Below are 19,489 nucleotides of genomic sequence, written 5' to 3'. Positions count from 1 at the left end.
CGAAACCTGTGGGAGCGAGCCTGCTCGCGAAAGCGCAGTCCCAGGCAACATGTTCATTGACTGATACGCCCCCTTCGCGAGCAGGCTCGCTCCCACAATGGATGCTGTGTTCAACGCAGCAGCGCCGGGGTTTTCGGGGCTTGGGTCTGCTCGGCTGTCGGCACGTCATTACCCGCACCGAGGCCGCCACCCAAGGCAGTCACCAGCTCGGCATGCGCACTCAATCGCGCGGCCTGCACTTGCTGCTGAACCTGCTGTTGCTTGAACAGCAAGGTCTGCGCATTGAGCACATTGAGGTAATCGGTGAGGCCGCGTTGATAGGCGATCATCGCAATGTCGTAGGTCTTCTGCGCTGCGGCCACGGATTCGGCAGCGAAGTTCTGCTGCTTGTCCATCGACTCGCGGCGGATCAACTGATCGGATATGTTCTTCAGCGCGTTGATCAGAGTCTGGTTGTAGTGCGCCACGGCGATGTCATAACCGGCCGCCGCTTCGCCCAATTCACCACGCAGTCGGCCGCCGTCGAAGATCGGCAACGAGATCGCCGGGCCGACGTTGTAGTTGAGTTTCTTGCCGGTCAGAAACTCCAGCGCGCCGCCGCCCGTGGCCATGTAGCCGAGGCTGCCGACCAGATCGACGTTGGGGTAGAAACCGCCGTGGGCAACATCAATGCCACGCGCCTGCGCCGCCACTTGCCAGCGACTGGCGACCACGTCCGGACGCTGGCCGAGCAGTTCGGCGGGCAATGCCGAGGGCAACTTCAACGGCGCCGCGAGGGACAGCGTCGGCCGTTGCAGTTGCGCCGCAGCGCCCGGTCCTTTGCCGGCCAGCGCAGCAATCTGGTTGCGGCTCAGGGCGATTTCCTCGTCCAGCGCATCGAGTTGGCGATGGGTTTCGGGCAGCGGCGCTTCGGCCTGGCTGACTTCGAAATGCGTGCCGATACCGCCGCTGAGGCGTTTCTGCGCCAGGTCGAGAATCTGCTGTTGCTGTTTGAGCATTGCGGCAACGATGTCGCGCTGGGCGTAATGCAGCGACAGCTCGATGTAGGCGCGCACGATGTTGCTCTGCAGTTCCAGCTGCGCCAGGCGCGCCTCGGCCACGCTCACATGGGCCAGATCCACCGCGCGTTCACTGGCATTGCGCTCGCGGCCCCAGAGGTCGAGGGCGTAGCTGAAGCCGAGCGCGGCGTTGTTGTCCCATGTGGTGGTATTGGCCAGTTCGCCGGGGCCGTAGAACTGATCGGTCGGCCAGTTGTGGCGCTTGAGGGTCGACTCGCCATTGATCTGCAACGCCTCGGCCGCTTCGGCAACACCGGCCATCGCCTTGGCCTGACGCACACGCGCCGCGGCCATGGCCATGCTCGGGCTGCCTTGCACGGCGAGGTCGATCCAGCGATTAAGTTGCGCATCACCAAACGCCTGCCACCATTGGGCGCTGGGCCAGTGGGCGTCTTTGGCGGCCTCGGCAATGGCCGCGTCGGTGGCCAGTGAATCGGCCGCGAGTGCCTCGCCGTGAGGGGCAATGCCTTGGGTAGAGATGCAGCCGCCGAGAGCCAGGGTTAAAGCCAGAACACTGAGCGGCAAAAGCGCTCTGTTGATGCGACGCGGCACAGCTGCGAATTCCTGAGAGAGGGATAGATCGAGGACCGTGTAGGAGCTGCCGCAGGCTGAGATCTTTTGATCTTGATTCCCTTAAAACAAAATCAAAAGATCGCAGCCTTCGGCAGCTCCTACAGGGATCGGCGCAATTCTATGGAGCTGCCTCTGCGGCGATAAGCTGGGATTTCTGTGAATCTTTGTTACGGTTAACGAGATAATCCCTTGGTCGGGGGTCTCAGCCCCTGAAACTTCGTGTCACAATTTGCCATCTCCCTTGAGAGCACCCCATGGACACTTTGCAAAACATGCGCGCCTTCAGTTGTGTTGCCGAAGCGGGCAGCTTCACCGCCGCCGCCGTGCAACTGGACACCACCACCGCCAACGTCTCGCGCGCGGTCTCCAACCTCGAAGCCCATCTGCAAACCCGTCTGCTCAATCGCACAACCCGGCGCATCGCCCTGACCGAGGCCGGCAAGCGCTACCTGCTGCGCTGCGAACAGATCCTCGCCTACGTCGAAGAAGCCGAAGCGGAAGCCAGCGACGCCCACGCGCGCCCGGCCGGCCAACTGAAAGTGCACACCATGACCGGCATCGGTCAGCACTTCGTCATCGACGCCATCGCCCGCTACCGCAAGACCCACCCCGACGTGACCTTCGACCTGACCCTGGCCAACCGCGTGCCGGACCTGCTCGACGAGGGCTACGACGTGTCCATCGTGCTGGCCAGCGAACTGCCCGACTCGGGCTTCGTTTCGCAGCGCCTGGGCATCACCTACAGCATCGTCTGCGCCTCGCCGGCGTACGTGAAAGCCAACGGCGCCGCACAGAAACCCAGCGACCTGCTCAACCATGCCTGCCTGCGCCTGGTCAGCCCGGTGATCCCCCTGGAGAAATGGGCCTTCGACGGCCCGGACGGCCAGGAAACGGTCACCATCAACAGCTCACCATTCCTGGTGAACTCCGCCGACGCCATGAAAACCGCCATCACCAGCGGCATGGGCGTCGGCGTGCTGCCGGTCTACGCCGCCATCGAAGGCTTGCGCAACGGCACCCTGGTGCGCGTGATGCCGAACTACCGCTCGCAGGAACTCAACCTCTACGCGATCTACCCGTCGCGGCAGTACCTGGATGCCAAGATCAAAACCTGGGTGGAGTACTTGCGTGGGTCGTTGCCGGAGATTTTGGCGGCGCATCAGGCGGAATTGGTCGCGTATGAGTTGAGCGGGAGTCTGGCTGGCGCGCGCGTCGCCACCTGACTTTAAACACCGCTGACTTCTTGTAGGAGTGACGAGTGCAACGAGGCTGCGATCTTTTGATCTTGCTGTTTAAAAATCAACGGATCGCAGCCTACGGCAGCTCCTACATCGCGGTGTTTTCAAGGAAGTTTCCGACAGGTTTTGCAGGTTGTCCGTCGGAAGAGCGCTGGCTAGGATTTGGCGGTTGCTGACGAATCAGCGACCGGGTCTGGAAAACCCGCAGGATCACAGCGCATGACATAATGCCGCGCTCTTTCAGCGCCGGTATTCAGTTATGGCGGCTGTACGTGGGAGACCTTCGGGTCTGCCGGGTTTGATCCTTTGCCGGTTTTTCCAGTCCGCGTACAGCTGCCACCCCTTTCGCCTGGAAAACGAAAAATGGCAGCTCCATAAATCCAAAAGGATCTTTGCCATGTTCAAACCCACACCCAATCCCCCCGAATCCGCAAGCACCTCACCCTACCAATCCCCCGACTCAACGAAACTCCACGACGCCGCCGAGCGTGCGCTGGATCACTCCCTCAAACCGTCCGCCAGCGCGCAGCAAAACCACAAACCCAGCACCATGTTCCAGGTCGCCCCGGACCAGGACAACGAAAGCCTGCTGGCCCACGCCTGCGAATCCCTCGCCTCGGCCAGCATCATGAGCAGCGACATCGCCGCCCACGTCGACAGCCCACAACGGCACACCATACTGGCCATCCAGCAGGTGATCATGCTGGCGGAACTGGCGGTGAACCGGGTGCTGGATAACTACGAAATCCATCAGCTCCCGTCACGCAGCTGACCTCCGGGGAGCGAGCCCGACCGCGAGGGCTTCGGCACATTCAACATTCGAGGTGTCAGTTAAACCGCTTTCGCGAGCAGGCTCGCTCCCAAAGTTTGAATCGTGTACATCAGCGAGATATGAGTCGGCTGTCAGGCCGCCTTCGCTGGCAAGCCAGCTCCCACAGGGACGGAGTGAATCTGGCAGAGATGGGTTGACAGTGGAGACGCCTTCGCGAGCAGGCTCGCTCCCACAATTCTGGATCGTATACGTCAGCAAGATATGAGTCGGCTGTCAGGCCGCCTTCGCTGGCAAGCCAGCTCCCACAGGGACAGGGTGAATCTGGCAGAGAGAGGTTGGCTGTGGAGACGCTTTCGCGAGCAGGCTCGCTCCCACATTCTGGATCGTGTACATCAGCGAGATATGAGTCGGCTGTCAGGCCGCCTTCGCTGGCAAGCCAGCTCCCACAGGGACGGGGTGAATCTGGCAGAGATGGGTTGGCAGTGGAGACGCTTTCGCGAGCAGGCTCGCTCCCACATTCTGGATCGTGTACATCAGCGAGATATGAGTCGGCTGTCAGGCCGCCTTCGCTGGCAAGCCAGCTCCCACAGGGACGGGGTGAATCTGGCAGAGATGGGTTGGCAGTGGAGACGCTTTCGCGAGCAGGCTCGCTCCCACAATTCTGGATCGTATACGTCAGCAAGATATGAGTCGGCTGTCAGGCCGCCTTCGCTGGCAAGCCAGCTCCCACAGGGACGGGGTGAATCTGGCAGAGATGGGTTGGCAGTGGAGACGCCTTCGCGAGCAGGCTCGCTCCCACAATTCTGGATCTTATACATCAGCAAGATATGAGTCGGCTGTCAGGCCGCCTTCGCTGGCAAGCCAGCTCCCACAGGGACGGGGTGAATCTGGCAGAGATGGGTTGGCAGTGGAGACGCCTTCGCGAGCAGGCTCGCTCCCACAATTCTGGATCGTATACATCAGCAAGATATGAGTCGGCTGTCAGGCCGCCTTCGCTGGCAAGCCAGCTCCCACAGGGACGGGGTGAACCTGGCAGAGATGGGTTGGCAGTGGAGACGCCTTCGCGAGCAGGCTCGCTCCCACAATTCTGGATCGTGTACATCAGCGAGATATGAGTCGGCTGTCAGGCCGCCTTCGCTGGCAAGCCAGCTCCCACAGTTTGAATCGAGTACATCAGCGAGAAACAGGTCGGCTGTCAGGCCGCCATCGCGAGCAGGCTCACTCCTACAAAAGCAAAAGCAAAGCAGCGCAGCTGCCCGCGGCGAAGCCGCCCCACTCAACAATGAGCGCAAGCTCGAGTGCTTTTGATCTTGATCCACCGGCGACGTCGGAAGGCTGAGCGGAGGGATTGATCCGGGCGTGGGAGCGCAGCGACCGTACGACGCAGTCGTACACAGCGAGTGTAGGTGCAGCGAAGCAAACCGGAGCCGCTGCGCCCGGATCGATCCCGCAGCGAAGGAACCCGAGCCTGCGAGGGCCGAACGCAGGAGCAAGCCTTTTGGGTTACCTTTTTGGCGTTTGAAAAAGGTGACCCGCCGTAAGGGCGGAACCGTAATCAGCAACACCCGAAGAAACGGATATTCACCCAAAACCCCAAGAACCTGGTCGGCCCAGAGGCCGCCAAGACAACCCGAGCGAGAAAATGTTAGCGTGCTTGCAATCAAGCCCCGACGAGCCCAAGCCCAATGAAAAAAACAGTCCTGGCCTTCAGCCGCATCACCCCGCCCATGATCGAACGCCTGCAAGAAGAATTCGACGTCATCGTCCCCAACCCCAAGACCGGTGACATCAACGCCCAGTTCAACGAAGCCCTGCCCCACGCCCACGGCCTCATCGGCGTCGGCCGCAAACTCGGCCGCGCACAACTCCAAAGCGCAACAAAACTCGAAGTGGTCTCGAGCGTCTCGGTCGGCTACGACAACTACGACCTCGACTACTTCAACGAACGCGGGATCATGCTCACCAACACCCCCGACGTGCTCACCGAAAGCACCGCCGACCTCGCCTTCGCCCTGATCATGAGCAGCGCCCGCCGCGTCGCCGAACTCGACGCCTGGACCAAGGCCGGGCTATGGCAGGCCAGCGTCGGCGCCCCGCTGTTCGGCACTGATGTGCACGGCAAGACCCTCGGTATCGTCGGCATGGGCAACATCGGCGCCGCTGTCGCCCGGCGCGGGCGCTTCGGCTTCAACATGCCGATCATCTACAGCGGCAACAGCCGCAAGACCGAACTGGAAGAGGAACTCGGCGCGCAGTTCCGCAGCTTGGATGAACTGCTGGCCGAAGCCGATTTCGTCTGCCTGGTAGTGCCGTTGAGCGACAAGACCCGCCACCTGATCAGCCATCGCGAACTGGCGCTGATGAAGCCGAGCGCTATCCTGGTCAACATCTCGCGCGGCCCCGTGGTCGACGAGCCGGCACTGATAGAAGCCCTGCAAAACAACCGCATCCGTGGCGCCGGCCTGGACGTCTACGAGAAAGAACCGCTGGCCGAATCGCCGCTGTTCCAGTTGAAAAACGCCGTGACCCTGCCGCACATCGGCTCGGCCACCACCGAGACCCGCGAAGCCATGGCCAACCGCGCCCTGGCCAACCTGCGCAGCGCCCTGCTCGGCGAACGGCCGCAGGATCTGGTCAACCCGCAAGTCTGGCGCGGCTGAAAAAAAGGGCCGGCGCAATATTACGCCGGCCTTCACCTTACATAACTTGCAACCGAACAAAAACGCCAGACCAAGTAACAGCAATATAAGCTCTCGCAACTTATCAACTTATTGATTAATTGCCATGGAGAGCCAACCCCGTGAACACCCTGACCACCGACAAACTCATTCGTTTCAGCAAAGTCATCTTGATGGCTTATATAAGTTTCTTTGGCCTGCTGGTGATGATCCATAACTTCACTGACTATGAGTCCAACTACACTTACGTTGCACATATCCTGAGCATGGACACCACCAACGCCAGCGAAAACATCATGTACCGCGCGATCGATTCGCCGATGATCCATCACCGGATCTACTGGTTCATCATCACTATGGAAGTCACCTATACCGTGCTCTGCCTGATCGGTACTTACCAGTTGTATCGCTACATCGATGCCTCGCCAGCGGCATTTCATGAAGCCAAGAAATTTTCGATCATGGGCATATTGGTTGCCATCTTCATTTATTACGTGTGTCTGCAAACTGTAGGTGTCGAATGGTTCGACATGGACACTTCGCAATCCTGGAATGCCAAGGACTGGGCGCGACATATTGTCGACTTCATCTTCCCGGTAATGATCTACATCACTTTGAAAGTTGAGCGCTGAGTATCAGCGCTCGCTTTATCAAGCCAACTTCCCTTGACCTGCAGACAACAGCACTTTCGGTTTACGAAACACCAGCACGTTGCCCAACATTACCAACACCAGCCCGACCAGCGCTGGCGCGGTCCATTGATAACCTTCGGCAAACGCCGACACGTTCAACGCCACCACCGGGAACAGCACCGTGCAGTAAGCCGCCCGCTCCGGGCCCATGCGCCCGACCAGCGTCAGGTACGCGGTGAAGCCGATCACCGAGCCGGGAATCACTAGATACAACAGCGCACCGACATATCGCGGCGACCAGTCCATGGTGAAGGGGATGCCGTTGAACAGACACCACACCGTCAGCATCGCCGCGCCGTAGGCCATGCCCCAGGCGTTGGTGGTCAGCGGTCGCAATCCCGCTTTCTGTTGCAGACTCGAGAGCATATTGCCGGCGGAAAAACACAAGGTGCCGCATAACGCCAATCCAAGGCCGAGCATGGTTTGCGGACTGGCCTGATGCCCGGCCAGTTCCGGCCAGAACAACAGCCCCAGACCGAACAGCCCCAGCGCACCGCCCATCAACACATTGCGCGCAATGCGCTGGCCGAAAAACACCCGCGCATTCAGCGCGTTCCACAACGTCGCCGTAGAAAACACCACAGCCACCAGACCGCTGGGAATCCACTGACTGGCGGTCAGAAAACACATGAAGTTCACGCAGAACAGACATAACCCTTGAGCCACACAAATCAAATGCCCACGGCGGTTCATCGGTTGCAGACGCCGGCTGAGCAGCAAGAGGGCAAACAACACCAGCGCAGCCAGGCCGAAGCGATAGACAATCGACAACGGAATTTCGACCACGCCCAATTGCCATTTCAAGGCAATCCAGGTGGTGCCCCAGATCAGTACGGTCAGCAGGTACAACGACAGGTTCATGGCCAACACTCCTTAAACAGGCCTTGAGTGTCTGCCTCGGGCAGCCTTCGGCGCTTGCACATTCTTGCGCTTTTGTCTGGCGGCAGGCTGGCAGCGCGGCGTCTACGGAGTAGGATGCAAAGCGTTGGAGAGAACCGAACATGGCCGCAATCGACACCCTGCAAGTCTTTCAAGCCCTCAACCGCTCGCCGAATGCACGCCTTGTGCACAGCGCCGAGCTCGGTGACGGCATGTCTGCGGCTTTGTGGACCAACCACCACGATGCCCAGGAATACGAAGCGCCAAGTCATCACACGCTTTCGTGCTACGTCGCCGGCGGCACCGGCACATTCCGTCGTGGCCAGCCGGGCCGCAAGGGCGGGCCGGACAAGCTGTGCATCCTGCCGGCCGAGCATGAATCGGGCTGGGTGATCAATGGCGATATTCGTCTGGCGCACCTGTATTTCAGCGCCGAACAATTCGCCCTCGGTTGCGTCACTTTGCTCGATCGCGAACCGCGCGAGATGCAGTTACGCGAACAGACTTTTCTTGAAGATCCGCAGCAGGCGCAGCGCTTTCGGCAGTTGCTGAACCTGAACTGGCAAGAGCCGGCCGAGCGCTTGCTGACCAGCAGCCTCGCCCATGAATTGATCAGCCACACGCTGCTCAGCCAGGTGGGTGCGCGACAGGGCTTGCGCTTGAAGGGCGGGCTGGCACCGCATCAGCGCCGACAACTGGTGGAGTTCATCGACAACCAATTGGCTGAGCCGATCAGCCTCGGGCAACTGGCCGGGTTGTGTGCGCTGTCGGAATATCACTTCGCGCGGATGTTTCGCCTGAGCTTCGGCCTGCCGCCGCATCAATATGTGCTGGCGCGGCGCTTGAGCCGGGCGCGGGAATTGTTGCGCGGCACGGCGCTGCCATTGGGGGAGATTGCGCTGGCGTGCGGGTTTGCCAGTGCGAGCCATTTTACTAATCGGTTCAGGCAGGTTTTGGGTGGGACGCCGGGCGAGTATCGGCAGGCGTTTTTGCGGTAGAAGGTCAAAAGATCGCAGCCTTCGGCAGCTCCTACATTTGGAATGCGTTACCCCTGTAGAAGCTGCCGAAGGCTGCGATCTTTTGACGTTGACTCAAAATTCCAGAGTGCTCGACAAGGAAACCTGCCGCGAATCCCCCATCGACACAAAGAAGCGGCTCGCCGAAGAGGTGTAATAAGTGCGATCAAACAGATTCTTCACGTTCAACTGAAACTTGACCTTCTGCCCCTCAACCGTGGTGTCGTAAGTGGCAAACGCATCCGCCACGGTATAGCTCGGCAGGTCAAAATCATTCACCGCGTTGCCGGCACGCTCGCCGACATATCGCGCCCCCGCCCCGACACGCAGTTGGTCGCCGCCAAACACATTTCCGAAGTCATACACCGCCGACAGCGAGCCGGAATTCTTCGCTACGTTTTGCAGGCGCTTGCCTTTGTATTCCGGGTCTTCGGTGACTTCGGCATCGGTGTAGGCATAGCTGCCGATCAGGTTCCAGCGCTCGCTGAGTTGCCCGCTCAGGTCGATTTCCAACCCACGGGAACGCACCTCGCCAGCGGCGCTGTAGATCGTCGTCGGACCTTCGGAGTTGGCCACCAGCACGTTGCGTTTCTTGATGTCGAACAACGCGATATTGCCGGTGATGCTGCCCGGCATATCCAGCCGCGCACCCAGCTCCCACGACTTGGCTTCTTCCGGCGCGATGCTGCCGTCGAGCACGGTGCTGCTGCCGCTCAGCGGGGCGATGGTCGAGTTGGGTTTGAACGATTCGGTGTAGCTGCCGTAGAACGACAGCGCGTCGGTGTAGCGATACACCAGCCCTGCGCGCGGTACCCACTTCTGCCCATTGCTGTCGGTATTGGCCTTGAACTGCACGCCTTTGCCGGCGTACTGGTCGTACTCCTGAAAACGGCCGCCGGCGACCAGAATCCACTGCTCGTTGAGGTGAATCGAATCCTGCAGGAACAGCGAATCGCTGCGCAGCTTATCGGTCTGCGCACTGTCGGGCGCACTCACCGTAGTGCCCATCACTTCGCGACCATACACCGGGTTGAGATAGCTGAAGGTGGTCAGGCTTTTCTGCCGGATCAGATCTTCGCGGTAGATCTTGCGGTACTCGTCGTCGACGCCGAACACCAGATCATGCTGCATGCCCAGCACATTCACTTTGCCTTCGAGGCTGGCGGTGGTGAAACGATCGGTGCTGATCGCATTCTGGGTGCCGTCCATGCTGCGGGTCAGTGTGCCTTTGTTGGTGTCGATCGCCGTCACGCGCACTTGGCTGGCGTCGTAGGTTTCGCGGTTCCAGCTGTAGCCGAAGTGGGCTTTCCAGTCGTCGTTGAGTTCGTGGTCGGCTTCGAAATGGTACAGATCCGAGCGCCCTTCCATGTCGTTGAACGGCTCATCGAGACGCTGCTTGCGCGAGATATCCAGCGGATGGTTGGTGCGCGGATCGATCAGCGTGCCACGGTCGAAGGGGGTGAGAAACTCGCGGTGCTCGTAGGCGAACAACAGCTTGGTGCGCTCGCCGTACCAGGCCAGCGACGGTGCGATCAGCGTCTCGCGGTGGGTGCCGAAGTTGCGCCAGTAATCTTCGTCTTCATGATCGACGACCATGCGATAGGCGAAGCCGGAGTCGCCCAGCGCACCGGTGCTGTCAAAGGCGCCACCGCTGCCATTCTTGCCGTCACCGTAGCTTGAACCGCGCACGGTCACGGCATTGTACTGGGTCAGTTCCGGCTTCTTGCTGACCAGATTGACCACGCCACCCGGGTCCTGAATCCCATAGAGCAACGAGGCCGGGCCTTTGAGCACTTCGACGCGATCCACGGTCGCGTTCATGCCACGGCCCTGCACCAGCGGCATGCCGTCGCGCATGATCGAGCCGTTGCGGTTGTCGCCGAAACCGCGAGTCATCACCGAATCCTGCGTACTGCCCAAGGTGTTGCCCTGGGTGATGCCGCTGACATTGGCCAGCGCGTCATCGAGATTGCGCGGCGCCTGATCGCGAATGACCTGCGCCGGGATGACATTGACCGTCTGTGGAATTTCTTGCAGCGACGCCGATGAGCGCATCACCGAACTGGTTTCCGGCGGCTGATAGCTCATCGATTCGTCGCGCGTGGACGTGATGGTGGTGGCGCCGAGATTGAGCGCCCCTTCGGTCGGCATCGGCTCCAGCGCCAGGGTATGACTGTCGGTGCGGCGAAAGCTCAGGCCGGAATTGCCGAGCAGACGTTGCAGTGCCTGTTCGGCGCTCATCTGGCCGTTGACCGCCGGAGCATTGAGGCCGTACGGCGCTTCGTCGGTGTAGACCACGCTCTGCCCAGTCACGCGGCTGAAGTCGCTCAGGGCTTGCGGCAACGGTTTCGCGGCGAGGGCAAAATTGAATTGCTGTTGCGCCTGATTGCTCACCGCTTCTGCCGCCAGCGCCATACTCATCGGCAGCAATGCCAATGATGAAAAACTCAACGCCGACACGCTTAACCACTGTTTGACCGAACCGGATTTTGCCCTGGACTTCATTGCTCAATGACCTGTGTAGAACCGCAACGGATGCGAATGGCTCGCAGTTTCAGTCACTACACGGATGGGGCTCGGGGTTACCTCACCACAAATCGAAAATAATTTTGAAGATCAAAAGATCGCAGCCTTCGGCAGCTCCTACAGGGGAACGCATTCCAATGTGGAGCTGCCGAAGGCTGCGATCTTTTGCTGCCTCAACGCAGAATGATCAACTGTCCCATCACCCGATGCTGCTCAAATCCCAGTACCCCTTGCAGCGAATTGAGCACCGCTTGCGGATCCTTGCTCGGGAAACTGCCGCTGACCTTGCGCGCCGCCAGCTCATCGTTGAGCAGCACAATCCGCCCCGGGTAATAGCGGCGCAGATCCTCGACGACATCGGCCAGCGTGGTCTTGTAGTAAGTCAGCCAACCCTGACGCCAGGCCAGTTGCGCTTCACTGTCCACACCATGCAGTTTTTCCGCAGTGCCGTCGGCGTAGGCAACTTGCTGACCGGCCGTAAGAATCTGCTGTTGGCCATGCTCGTCTGCCGTCACCGCGACACGCCCGGACAACACCGTCACTTGTGCGCCGTGAGGTTGCCGACGTACTTCGAACTGGGTGCCGAGCACCCGCGCTTCGCCCTGCTCCGCCGCCACCACAAAAGGGTCGCCGGTGTGGGTGACGCTGAAGAAAGCAGCACCTCTGATCAATTTCACGCGGCGCTGGCCATGACTGAAATCCACAGCAATCGCACTGTCGGCATCCAGTGTCACTTGCGACTGATCGGCCAGTGTCACCGTGCGAATTTCCCCCGGTGCCGAGACATGATCAGCGCGCAGATCGTCGAGCCAGCGCTGCGCCTGCCACCCCGTGCCGAGGCTGACCATCAACAGCAGACACGCGGCCAGCGCCAGCGCTCCAGACCAACGCAACATCGGCGAACGACGCGGGGCGTCCATCGCCTGCAGATAACCTTGCAGCGCAAGCGTATCTTCCTCGGCCAGCGTGCGCGCGGGGCTTTCGCTGAGTTCCCAGATCACCTGCGCCTGCGCGTACGCTTCGGCATGGGCCGGATCGGCGCGCAGCCATTGGCTGAAGGTCAGTTGATCGGCAGTGCTCGGACGATCGTGCAACAGGCTCAGCCAGGCCAGCGCGGCCTGTTCCTGGGCCGGTGTCGGCGTGATCGGGTTTGATGGCTTCACGGTGCTTTCCCTGGCAGGCGTGGCGCGGGGTCGCGCAGGCTGGCCTTGCAGGCCTCGAGGGCGCGCATCATATGTTTTTCCACGGCACTTTGGGACAGGCCCATGGCCTTGGCGATCTCGGCGTACTTGCGCCCGTGAATGCGATTGAGCAGAAAGATCTGCCGCGTGCGTTCGGGCAAGGCGCGCAACGCGGCTTCGACATGGCGCAGATCGTTGCCGGCTTCGAGGGCAGCCTGGGGTTCGCTGCCGTAGCTGTCGGATTCGTCCGGCTGCCAGCCTTCGTTGACCCGCGTGCGCGTGCCTTCGCTGCGTAAATGATCGATGGCGATGTTGCCGGCGCAGCGCAGCAGATAGGTGCTGAGTTCTTCGACCTGCACCAGCGGCCGCCGCCAGAAGCGCAAAAACAGATCCTGGACCAGATCCGCCGCCGTCGCCCGACAACCGACGCGGCGGTTCACCAGTGCTTCCATTTGCGCACGCTGTGACAGAAACACCTGAAGAAAATGCGCACGCGCGCCACGCGCTTCATCGTCACGCGATTCTGGCGGCAGACCGATCAGCACTTCAGCACTGCGCCCAGGCGGCGACCGGGCTCGCCAGCAGGCTCAACCCGGCCAGTGCCATGGCCAGACGCGGGCGATACGGCAGCAACAGCACCAATGCCAAAGCGCTGAGCATCAGCACTGCAAACCAGTCGACCAGACCGAAACTCCAGCCACCGGCCGCCACCGCCGCCCACAGCGAAAGCGCCAGCAACAACCATCCCGCCAACGCCAGACCCTGACGGCGGCGCGTCGACGGTTTGGCGCCGAGCAATTCGGCATGATGGCGTGGCATCGACAGGCACAACGCGGTGAAGCCGGCATAGGTGAGCATCAGGGCCAGCAGCATCAGTTGGCCCCCTGTTCGACTGTGATCGAGCGAGCCGAAGAACTTGCTTTGCGAACGCTGACGCGCTCGCCCGTACGCTGCATCTTGCGCGCAGCCCAGCCGAGAAAAAGCCCCGTCGCCAGACAAGTCAGATCAAATCCGGCCAGTGCCCAGTCGCGCTGCATCAGGGTCGCGCCAAGATTCCACGGTGTGGTCAGCGCATTGATCAGCGGCACCGCGATAAACAGCGCGGCGCCGAGCGTCAGCTGTTCGATCCAGGCCTTGCGCCCCGGACGCAACACCGCGTGCACCACGCTCAGGCCCCAGACTATGAAGAACGCGTTCACTTCCCAATCGGCCCGCCCTGCCAGACTCACCGGCAGCAGTCGATTGGCCAGAAAGAACACCGCCACCGCCGATACCAGGCCGGCCATGCTGGCGATATTCAGCACCTCGACCAAACGCAATTCGAACGGCATCGCCGCGCTTTTTAGGTGCTTGAGCTGACGCTTGCCGAGCCAGATCACCAGCCCGGTGCCGATCATTGCCGTGCCGGCCAGCCCGCAGATGAAATACAGCCAGCGCAACAGCGGCCCGGCGAAATGGCCCATGTGCAAACCGTAGAACGCGCCACCCACCGCCATCGCCATGGGTTGATCGGGGGTACTGCTCAGAAGCTGCCCGGTGACGCCATTGAACGTCACCGCCCGGCCGAAATCATGCACCACCCGATCGCCCGCGCGGGACAGCACCACCGTAGCGCTGGCATCGCCCGGATTGCTCACCGACAGACGCGCGGTGTGGCCGCCCGCCCACTGCTCGCTGGCTTTAGCCAGCAACGGCGCCATGGCGGTCAGCGGTGCGGCGATATCAGCGCGCTCGGGCGTCTTCGAGGCGGGAAAGACTTCGTCGTAGAACTTGCGCACGTCGCTGCCGTAAGAGGCGACGATGCTCGCCGGCATGACCATCGACATGAAAATCACCAGGCTGCTGTAAGTGATCATCAAATGAAACGGCAGCACCAGCACACCCACGGCGTTATGCCCGTCGAGCCAGGAACGCTGGCCCTTGCGCGGGCGGAAAGTGAAGAGGTCCTTGAAGATTTTCTTGTGGGTGATGATGCCGCTGATCAACGCAACGAACATCACCATCGCGGCGAGGGTCGCCAGCCAGCGCCCCCACGGGTAAGGCATCTGCAACTGGAAGTGAAAGCGGTAAAAGAACTCGCCGCCCATGCTTTCGCGGCCCTGTACTTCGACCCCGGTCCGGGCGTCGAGGGTTCGGGATTCGAAGCGGCCGCGCTCGCCGGGTTTGCCCGGCGCCTGTTGCCAGCGCACGGTCAGACCGGGATCGCGGGCATCGGGCAGATCGATCAGCCAGCGCGAGGCACCGGCGGCGTGTTGTTGCAGATAGTTTTGCGCCTGCGTCAGGCTCGCTTCGCTATCGAGCGAATGCGCAGCAATTTCCGGCTGCATCCAGTGGCTGATTTCGTCTTTGAAGTAAGCAAGCGTTCCCGTGAGGAAAATCGCGAACAGCAGCCAGCCGAACACCAGCCCGGCCCAGGTGTGCAGCCAGGCCATCGCCTGCCGGAACCCTTCCTTCATGCCAGCCCCAGACCGCGCGCGGCACCGGAAACGGTGGCGAGAATCACGCTCGGCACCAACAGGCCGACCCACGCCGACCACGCGCTGCGGCAGGCAAAACACCAGAGCACGGCAACCAGATAGACCAGAAAGGACACGGTCATGCCGGTGACCACGGCTTCGGCGCGGTTCAGCGGCAGCCACAACGTCAGGGTGACGCTGGCCAGCGCCGCGACCAGATAGCCGCCGAAAATCGCCGCCAATACCCGCGAAGTGACGGCCAGACGATAGGACATGGGAAGGGTGGCGAGTTTGCCTTTCATGTTTCGACCCTGAAACGGAAACGTTCGGCCGACAAGCCGAATCTACAGGCGAGCAATATTAATGATAAATATTCTCATACGCAAAAGCATCTGATTGCCGGACACTGTCGCCAGCCTCTACAATGCGAACCGTTCTTGTTCTCTAATGCACGTTCTCTACGCAAGTTTTGCGTCCGGAGTCATTTCGTTGCCGCCCGCCCATCCCGTCGAATCGCTCTACCATGCCCATCACAGTTGGCTCACCGGCTGGTTGCGGCGCAAGCTCGGCTGCCCGGACAGTGCGGCGGATCTGGCCCAGGACACGTTCATCAAAGTGCTGACCGCCCGCGAGCCACCAGTGATCATCGAGCCGCGCGCCTTTCTCACTACGCTGGCCAAGCGCGTACTGTTCAACCATTACCGGCGGCAGGATGTGGAACGCGCCTACCTCGAGACACTGGCGCAGATGCCGGAAATGGTCGCGCCGTCGGAAGAGCACAAAGCGATCATCCTGCAGACACTGGTCGAACTCGATGAGCTGCTCGACGGTTTGCCGCGCCAGGTCAAACGCGCCTTCCTGCTCGCGCAGGTCGATGGTCTGACTTATCCACAGATCGCCGCAGAACTGGGCATCTCGGTGGCCACGGTCAAACGCCATTTGAACAAAGCGGCCATGCGCTGCTATTTCGCCCTGTGAATCGCACGCCGGATTTCTCCGCGCAAGTCGCCGAACAGGCGGTGCACTGGTTGCTGGAAATGCAGCAGGGCACCCTGACCCCGCGCCAGCAGCAGGCTTGGCAACACTGGCTGGATGCGCACAGCGAACATCGCCGAGCGTGGGAACACATGCAACGGGTCAACCAGCGCTTGCGCGGCGTGTCGTCGCCGTTGGCCCACGCCGCGTTGAACGGACCGAAGTCCGGCAGCCGCCGTCAGGCGCTGAAAATGTTGCTGATTCTCGGTGCCGGCTCAGCGGCGACCTGGGGCATGCGCGAGCACACGCCGTTGCCGTCGCTGCTCGCCGATTACCGCACACCGATCGGCCAGCGGCGCAAGATCGGCCTGGGCGGTGCCGATTCGTTACAGCTCAATACCGCCAGCTCGGTTGATGTTGATGGTGCGCAGCGGTTGATTCGTCTGCTTGAGGGCGAAATGCTGTTGAGCGCCGCACACTCGTTTGAAGTCCGCACGGCACACGGCGTGCTGAAAACCCAAGGTGCGCGCCTCAATGTGCGGCAGTTTGTTGATCGCACGCAGATCGCCCTGTTCGAAGGACGAGTCGAACTCGTCGCCAACCAGCGCGCGCCCCTGCTGCTGCCGATCGCGCAGCAGTTGAGTTTTACTGCCAGCTCGGTCAGCGCCCCCAAACCGCTGGACGCCAACAGCGGTGCATGGACCGACGGCATGCTGGTCGCCGCCCATATGCGCCTCGGCGATTTCCTCGAAGAGCTTGGCCGCTACCGGCGCGGGCAGCTGCGGTGCGACAGTCAGGTTGCCGATCTGCTGATTTCCGGGACGTATCCACTGGATGACAGCGAGCGGATTCTCGACCTGTTGCAGATCAGTCTGCCGGTCAGAGTGAAGCGCTTTACCCGTTATTGGGTGAGCGTCGAAGCGCGGGTTTAGAAAGCAAGATCAAAAGATCGCAGCCTTCGGCAGCTCCTACATTTGGAATGCATTTTTTCTGTAGGAGCTGCCGAAGGCTGCGATCTTTTGATTCTGAAAAAATAAATGAGCCGTTTTTCAGATCTGGCGTGACAGAGAAGGAAAGCCCCCTTGATTCCACCTTCTCAGGATCGTCCACATGCAGCCCACCCGCCTTACGCCACTGGCCCGCAGCCTGCGCAATCTTCTGCTCGGCGCCAGCCTGAGTTTCACCGCCCTGCCCGCTGCGCTGGGCGCCGAGACCAAGGTTTATCACATCGCCCCGGCGTCGCTGGAAACCGCGCTGAACCAGTTTGGCCGTGAAGCAGGCGTGCTGATTTCCTTCGGTTCGCAAGTCACCAGCGGTGTGCAGAGCCGTGGTCTGGAAGGCAACTACACCGCGCAACAAGGCCTTGACGCCTTACTCGAAGGCACCGGCCTGCAAGCCCGCGCCGAAGGCGACAATGCCTTCAGCCTGCAACCGCTGGCTGACGCGGCGCTGGAGCTGGGCACTTCGACCGTGGTCGGCGACTGGCTCGGCGATGCAGCGCAGATCAACGTCTTCGAACACCCCGGGGCGCGTGATGTGATCCGCCGCGAAGAATTCGAACGCCAGGGCGCGACCCAGGCCCGCGATGTACTCAATCGCATCCCCGGTGTGAATGCGCCGGAGAACAACGGCACGGGCAGCCACGACATGGCACTGAATTTCGGCATTCGCGGTTTGAATCCACGCCTGGCCGCACGCTCGACAGTATTGATGGATGGCATCCCGGTGCCGTTCGCGCCGTATGGCCAGCCGCAGCTTTCGTTCGCGCCGATCAGCATGGGCAACATGGATGCCGTGGACGTGGTGCGTGGCGGCGGCGCGGTGCGTTACGGCCCGCAGAACGTCGGCGGCGTGGTCAACTTCGTGACCCGGGCGATTCCTGACGAGCCAACGGTCAAGGGTGGGTTCCAGACTGAAACCAGCCCATCGTCGAGCCACGACGGTTTCAAGACCAGCGCCAATCTGCTGGCCGGCGGCACCAACGCCAACGGCCTCGGTGGCGCCTTGCTGTACTCCGGCACCCGTGGTGGTGACTGGCGTGAACACAGCGATACCGAGATCGACGACCTGATCCTCAAGGGCAAGTACCAGCTCGACGACGCCAACAGCTTCAACGCCATGGCCCAGTATTACGAGGGCAAGGCCGACATGCCCGGCGGTCTCAATGTCGCCGATTACGATGCCGATCCGTATCAGTCGACGCGACCGAAAGACCAGTTCTGGGGGCGCCGCACGATGTTCAACTTCGGCTATCGCTATCAGCAAGATCGCCGCGAATTCACCGCCAACACCTTCTTCACCAAAACCCTGCGCAGCGGTTATCTGGATCAGGGCACGTTTCTTTCGCTGTCGCCTCGCGAGTATTGGGTGCGTGGTCTGGAAACCCGTTTCGCCCAAGGCTTCGACCTGGGTCCGAGCAGCCACGAAGTCGGCGTCGGCTACCGCTACATCAATGAGGCCGGCCACGAACTGCGCTATCGCACGCCGATCAGCGCCAACGAATACCCGACCACCAGCAGCCGCAACGACCGTGACACTCGCGGTGGCACCGAGGCCAATGCGTTCTTCGTCGATGACCGCATCGACATCGGCAAATGGACCATCACCCCGGGCGTGCGCTACGAGATGATCGAGTCGCAGCAGACCAACAACCTGACCAACGTCAAATACAAGGGCGACTACAACACCGCGCTGCCGGCGCTGAACGTGCTCTATCACCTCACCGACAGCTGGAATCTGTACGCCAACACCGAAGGCTCGTTCGGCAGCGTGCAATACAGCCAGATGCCCAATCGCGTGAGCAGCGGCGAGGTGAAACCGGAAAAGGCCCGCACCTGGGAACTCGGCACGCGCTATGACAACGGTGCTCTGCGCGCGGAAATCGGCGCATTCCTGATCAACTTCGACAACCAGTACGAAAGCAACCAGACCAACGACTCGGTGATCGCTCGCGGCGAAACCCGCCATCAGGGCATCGAGACCAGCGTCAATTACGCGCTCGACGACTTGAGCCCGGCGCTGGCCGGTTTCGATGTCTACGCCAGTTATGCCTATGTCGATGCGACCATTCGCGAAGACGGGCCGAACAGAGGCAACCGCGTGCCTTTTTCCTCCAAGCACAAAGGCACGATTGGCGTCGGTTATACCGAAGGGCCATGGAAGCTGAATCTGGACAGCAGCTTCCAGAGCGACCAGTTTGCCGACAACGCCAACACCTCGAAAGAAAGCGCCGATGGCAGCACCGGCAAGATCCCCGGTTACATGCTGTTCAGCAGCCGCGCCGGGTATGACTTCGGACCGCAACTGTCGGATTTGAATGTGGCGGTGGGCGTGAAGAACATCTTCAACACGCAGTACTTCACACGCTCGTTCGATGACAACAACAAGGGCAAGTACGTGGGAGAGCCGCGGACGGTTTATGTGCAGACGTCGGTGGCGTTCTGAA

At 61.0% G+C, this 19,489-nt stretch carries 16 protein-coding genes; 8 read left to right on the top strand and 8 right to left on the bottom strand.

The window, feature by feature from the left end; translation table 11 throughout:
* Positions 1-110: 110 nt before the first annotated feature.
* Positions 111-1,610, bottom strand: coding sequence for an efflux transporter outer membrane subunit (locus FEE99_RS09220; protein ID WP_041479476.1), 1,500 nt, complete (start codon positions 1,608-1,610; stop codon positions 111-113).
* A 275-nt stretch (positions 1,611-1,885) separates the two neighbouring features.
* Here FEE99_RS09220 and FEE99_RS09215 point away from each other — a divergent pair, with 275 nt between their 5' ends.
* The 4 genes from FEE99_RS09215 (at position 1,886) to FEE99_RS09200 (ending at position 6,951) form a co-directional block, all read left to right on the top strand.
* Complete coding sequence (locus FEE99_RS09215; RefSeq protein ID WP_024011667.1) at positions 1,886-2,854, top strand: LysR family transcriptional regulator; 969 nt, start codon at positions 1,886-1,888, stop codon at positions 2,852-2,854.
* 412 nt (positions 2,855-3,266) lie between these two features.
* Positions 3,267-3,641, top strand: coding sequence for a DUF6124 family protein (locus FEE99_RS09210; protein WP_041479475.1), 375 nt, complete (start codon positions 3,267-3,269; stop codon positions 3,639-3,641).
* 1,685 nt (positions 3,642-5,326) lie between these two features.
* Positions 5,327-6,301, top strand: a complete 975-nt coding sequence (locus FEE99_RS09205) for a 2-hydroxyacid dehydrogenase (RefSeq protein WP_041479680.1) — start codon at positions 5,327-5,329, stop codon at positions 6,299-6,301.
* A 140-nt stretch (positions 6,302-6,441) separates the two neighbouring features.
* Entirely contained in the window at positions 6,442-6,951 is a 510-nt protein-coding gene (locus FEE99_RS09200; RefSeq protein WP_041479679.1) for a DUF2165 domain-containing protein, read from the top strand.
* An 18-nt stretch (positions 6,952-6,969) separates the two neighbouring features.
* Here FEE99_RS09200 and FEE99_RS09195 read toward each other — a convergent pair whose 3' ends face one another.
* Complete coding sequence (locus tag FEE99_RS09195) at positions 6,970-7,872, bottom strand: DMT family transporter (RefSeq protein WP_041479678.1); 903 nt, start codon at positions 7,870-7,872, stop codon at positions 6,970-6,972.
* Positions 7,873-8,012: 140 nt separating this feature from the next.
* Between FEE99_RS09195 and FEE99_RS09190 the strand changes: the two genes are divergently transcribed.
* On the top strand, positions 8,013-8,888 hold the full coding sequence (locus FEE99_RS09190) for a helix-turn-helix domain-containing protein (RefSeq protein ID WP_041479677.1): 876 nt from the start codon (positions 8,013-8,015) through the stop codon (positions 8,886-8,888).
* Between the two features lie 93 nt (positions 8,889-8,981).
* Here FEE99_RS09190 and FEE99_RS09185 read toward each other — a convergent pair whose 3' ends face one another.
* From FEE99_RS09185 to FEE99_RS09160, 6 genes are all read right to left on the bottom strand, one after another.
* Complete coding sequence (locus FEE99_RS09185; RefSeq protein ID WP_041479676.1) at positions 8,982-11,411, bottom strand: TonB-dependent siderophore receptor; 2,430 nt, start codon at positions 11,409-11,411, stop codon at positions 8,982-8,984.
* 194 nt (positions 11,412-11,605) lie between these two features.
* Complete coding sequence (locus tag FEE99_RS09180) at positions 11,606-12,595, bottom strand: FecR family protein (RefSeq protein ID WP_041479675.1); 990 nt, start codon at positions 12,593-12,595, stop codon at positions 11,606-11,608.
* Positions 12,592-13,158, bottom strand: coding sequence for an RNA polymerase sigma factor (locus FEE99_RS09175; RefSeq protein ID WP_041479674.1), 567 nt, complete (start codon positions 13,156-13,158; stop codon positions 12,592-12,594). The genes FEE99_RS09180 and FEE99_RS09175 overlap by 4 nt, the downstream gene beginning before the upstream one ends.
* A gap of 1 nt (position 13,159) precedes the next feature.
* Positions 13,160-13,486 carry a DUF3325 domain-containing protein gene (locus FEE99_RS09170; RefSeq protein WP_041479673.1) on the bottom strand — a complete coding sequence of 109 codons (327 nt, stop codon included), beginning with the start codon at positions 13,484-13,486 and terminating at the stop codon, positions 13,160-13,162.
* Positions 13,486-15,069: a PepSY-associated TM helix domain-containing protein gene (locus FEE99_RS09165; protein WP_041479672.1), complete on the bottom strand. Its 1,584-nt coding sequence runs from the start codon at positions 15,067-15,069 to the stop codon at positions 13,486-13,488. Before FEE99_RS09165 ends, FEE99_RS09170 begins: the two co-directional genes overlap by 1 nt.
* Positions 15,066-15,371 (bottom strand): DUF3649 domain-containing protein, encoded by a 306-nt coding sequence (locus FEE99_RS09160; RefSeq protein WP_041479671.1) that lies wholly within the window; start codon positions 15,369-15,371, stop codon positions 15,066-15,068. The genes FEE99_RS09165 and FEE99_RS09160 overlap by 4 nt, the downstream gene beginning before the upstream one ends.
* 145 nt (positions 15,372-15,516) lie before the next feature.
* Between FEE99_RS09160 and FEE99_RS09155 the strand changes: the two genes are divergently transcribed.
* From FEE99_RS09155 to fecA, 3 genes are all read left to right on the top strand, one after another.
* Positions 15,517-16,047 (top strand): sigma-70 family RNA polymerase sigma factor, encoded by a 531-nt coding sequence (locus FEE99_RS09155; RefSeq protein WP_052392194.1) that lies wholly within the window; start codon positions 15,517-15,519, stop codon positions 16,045-16,047.
* Entirely contained in the window at positions 16,044-16,976 is a 933-nt protein-coding gene (locus tag FEE99_RS09150) for a DUF4880 domain-containing protein (protein WP_041479669.1), read from the top strand. Before FEE99_RS09155 ends, FEE99_RS09150 begins: the two co-directional genes overlap by 4 nt.
* A 178-nt stretch (positions 16,977-17,154) precedes the next feature.
* Positions 17,155-19,488: a TonB-dependent Fe(3+) dicitrate receptor FecA gene (gene fecA / locus FEE99_RS09145; RefSeq protein WP_041479668.1), complete on the top strand. Its 2,334-nt coding sequence runs from the start codon at positions 17,155-17,157 to the stop codon at positions 19,486-19,488.
* The last annotated feature ends 1 nt before the right edge of the window (position 19,489 follow it).

Source organism: Pseudomonas sp. ef1 (genome assembly GCF_007293365.2).
Taxonomy (GTDB): Bacteria; Pseudomonadota; Gammaproteobacteria; order Pseudomonadales; family Pseudomonadaceae; genus Aquipseudomonas; species Aquipseudomonas siliginis.
This window is presented reverse-complemented; position numbering and strand designations above follow the sequence as displayed.

Excerpts from the sequence above, each read along its gene's own strand:
- FEE99_RS09215 (WP_024011667.1), top strand. The coding sequence starts at position 1,886 with ATGGACACTTTGCAAAACATGCGCGCCTTCAGTTGTGTTGCCGAAGCG.
- FEE99_RS09210 (WP_041479475.1), top strand. The coding sequence starts at position 3,267 with ATGTTCAAACCCACACCCAATCCCCCCGAATCCGCAAGCACCTCACCC.
- FEE99_RS09205 (WP_041479680.1), top strand. The coding sequence starts at position 5,327 with ATGAAAAAAACAGTCCTGGCCTTCAGCCGCATCACCCCGCCCATGATC.
- FEE99_RS09195 (WP_041479678.1), bottom strand. The coding sequence starts at position 7,872 with ATGAACCTGTCGTTGTACCTGCTGACCGTACTGATCTGGGGCACCACC.
- FEE99_RS09190 (WP_041479677.1), top strand. The coding sequence starts at position 8,013 with ATGGCCGCAATCGACACCCTGCAAGTCTTTCAAGCCCTCAACCGCTCG.
- FEE99_RS09185 (WP_041479676.1), bottom strand. The coding sequence starts at position 11,411 with ATGAAGTCCAGGGCAAAATCCGGTTCGGTCAAACAGTGGTTAAGCGTG.
- FEE99_RS09170 (WP_041479673.1), bottom strand. The coding sequence starts at position 13,486 with ATGCTGCTGGCCCTGATGCTCACCTATGCCGGCTTCACCGCGTTGTGC.
- FEE99_RS09165 (WP_041479672.1), bottom strand. The coding sequence starts at position 15,069 with ATGAAGGAAGGGTTCCGGCAGGCGATGGCCTGGCTGCACACCTGGGCC.
- FEE99_RS09160 (WP_041479671.1), bottom strand. The coding sequence starts at position 15,371 with ATGAAAGGCAAACTCGCCACCCTTCCCATGTCCTATCGTCTGGCCGTC.
- FEE99_RS09155 (WP_052392194.1), top strand. The coding sequence starts at position 15,517 with ATGCACGTTCTCTACGCAAGTTTTGCGTCCGGAGTCATTTCGTTGCCG.
- fecA (WP_041479668.1), top strand. The coding sequence starts at position 17,155 with ATGCAGCCCACCCGCCTTACGCCACTGGCCCGCAGCCTGCGCAATCTT.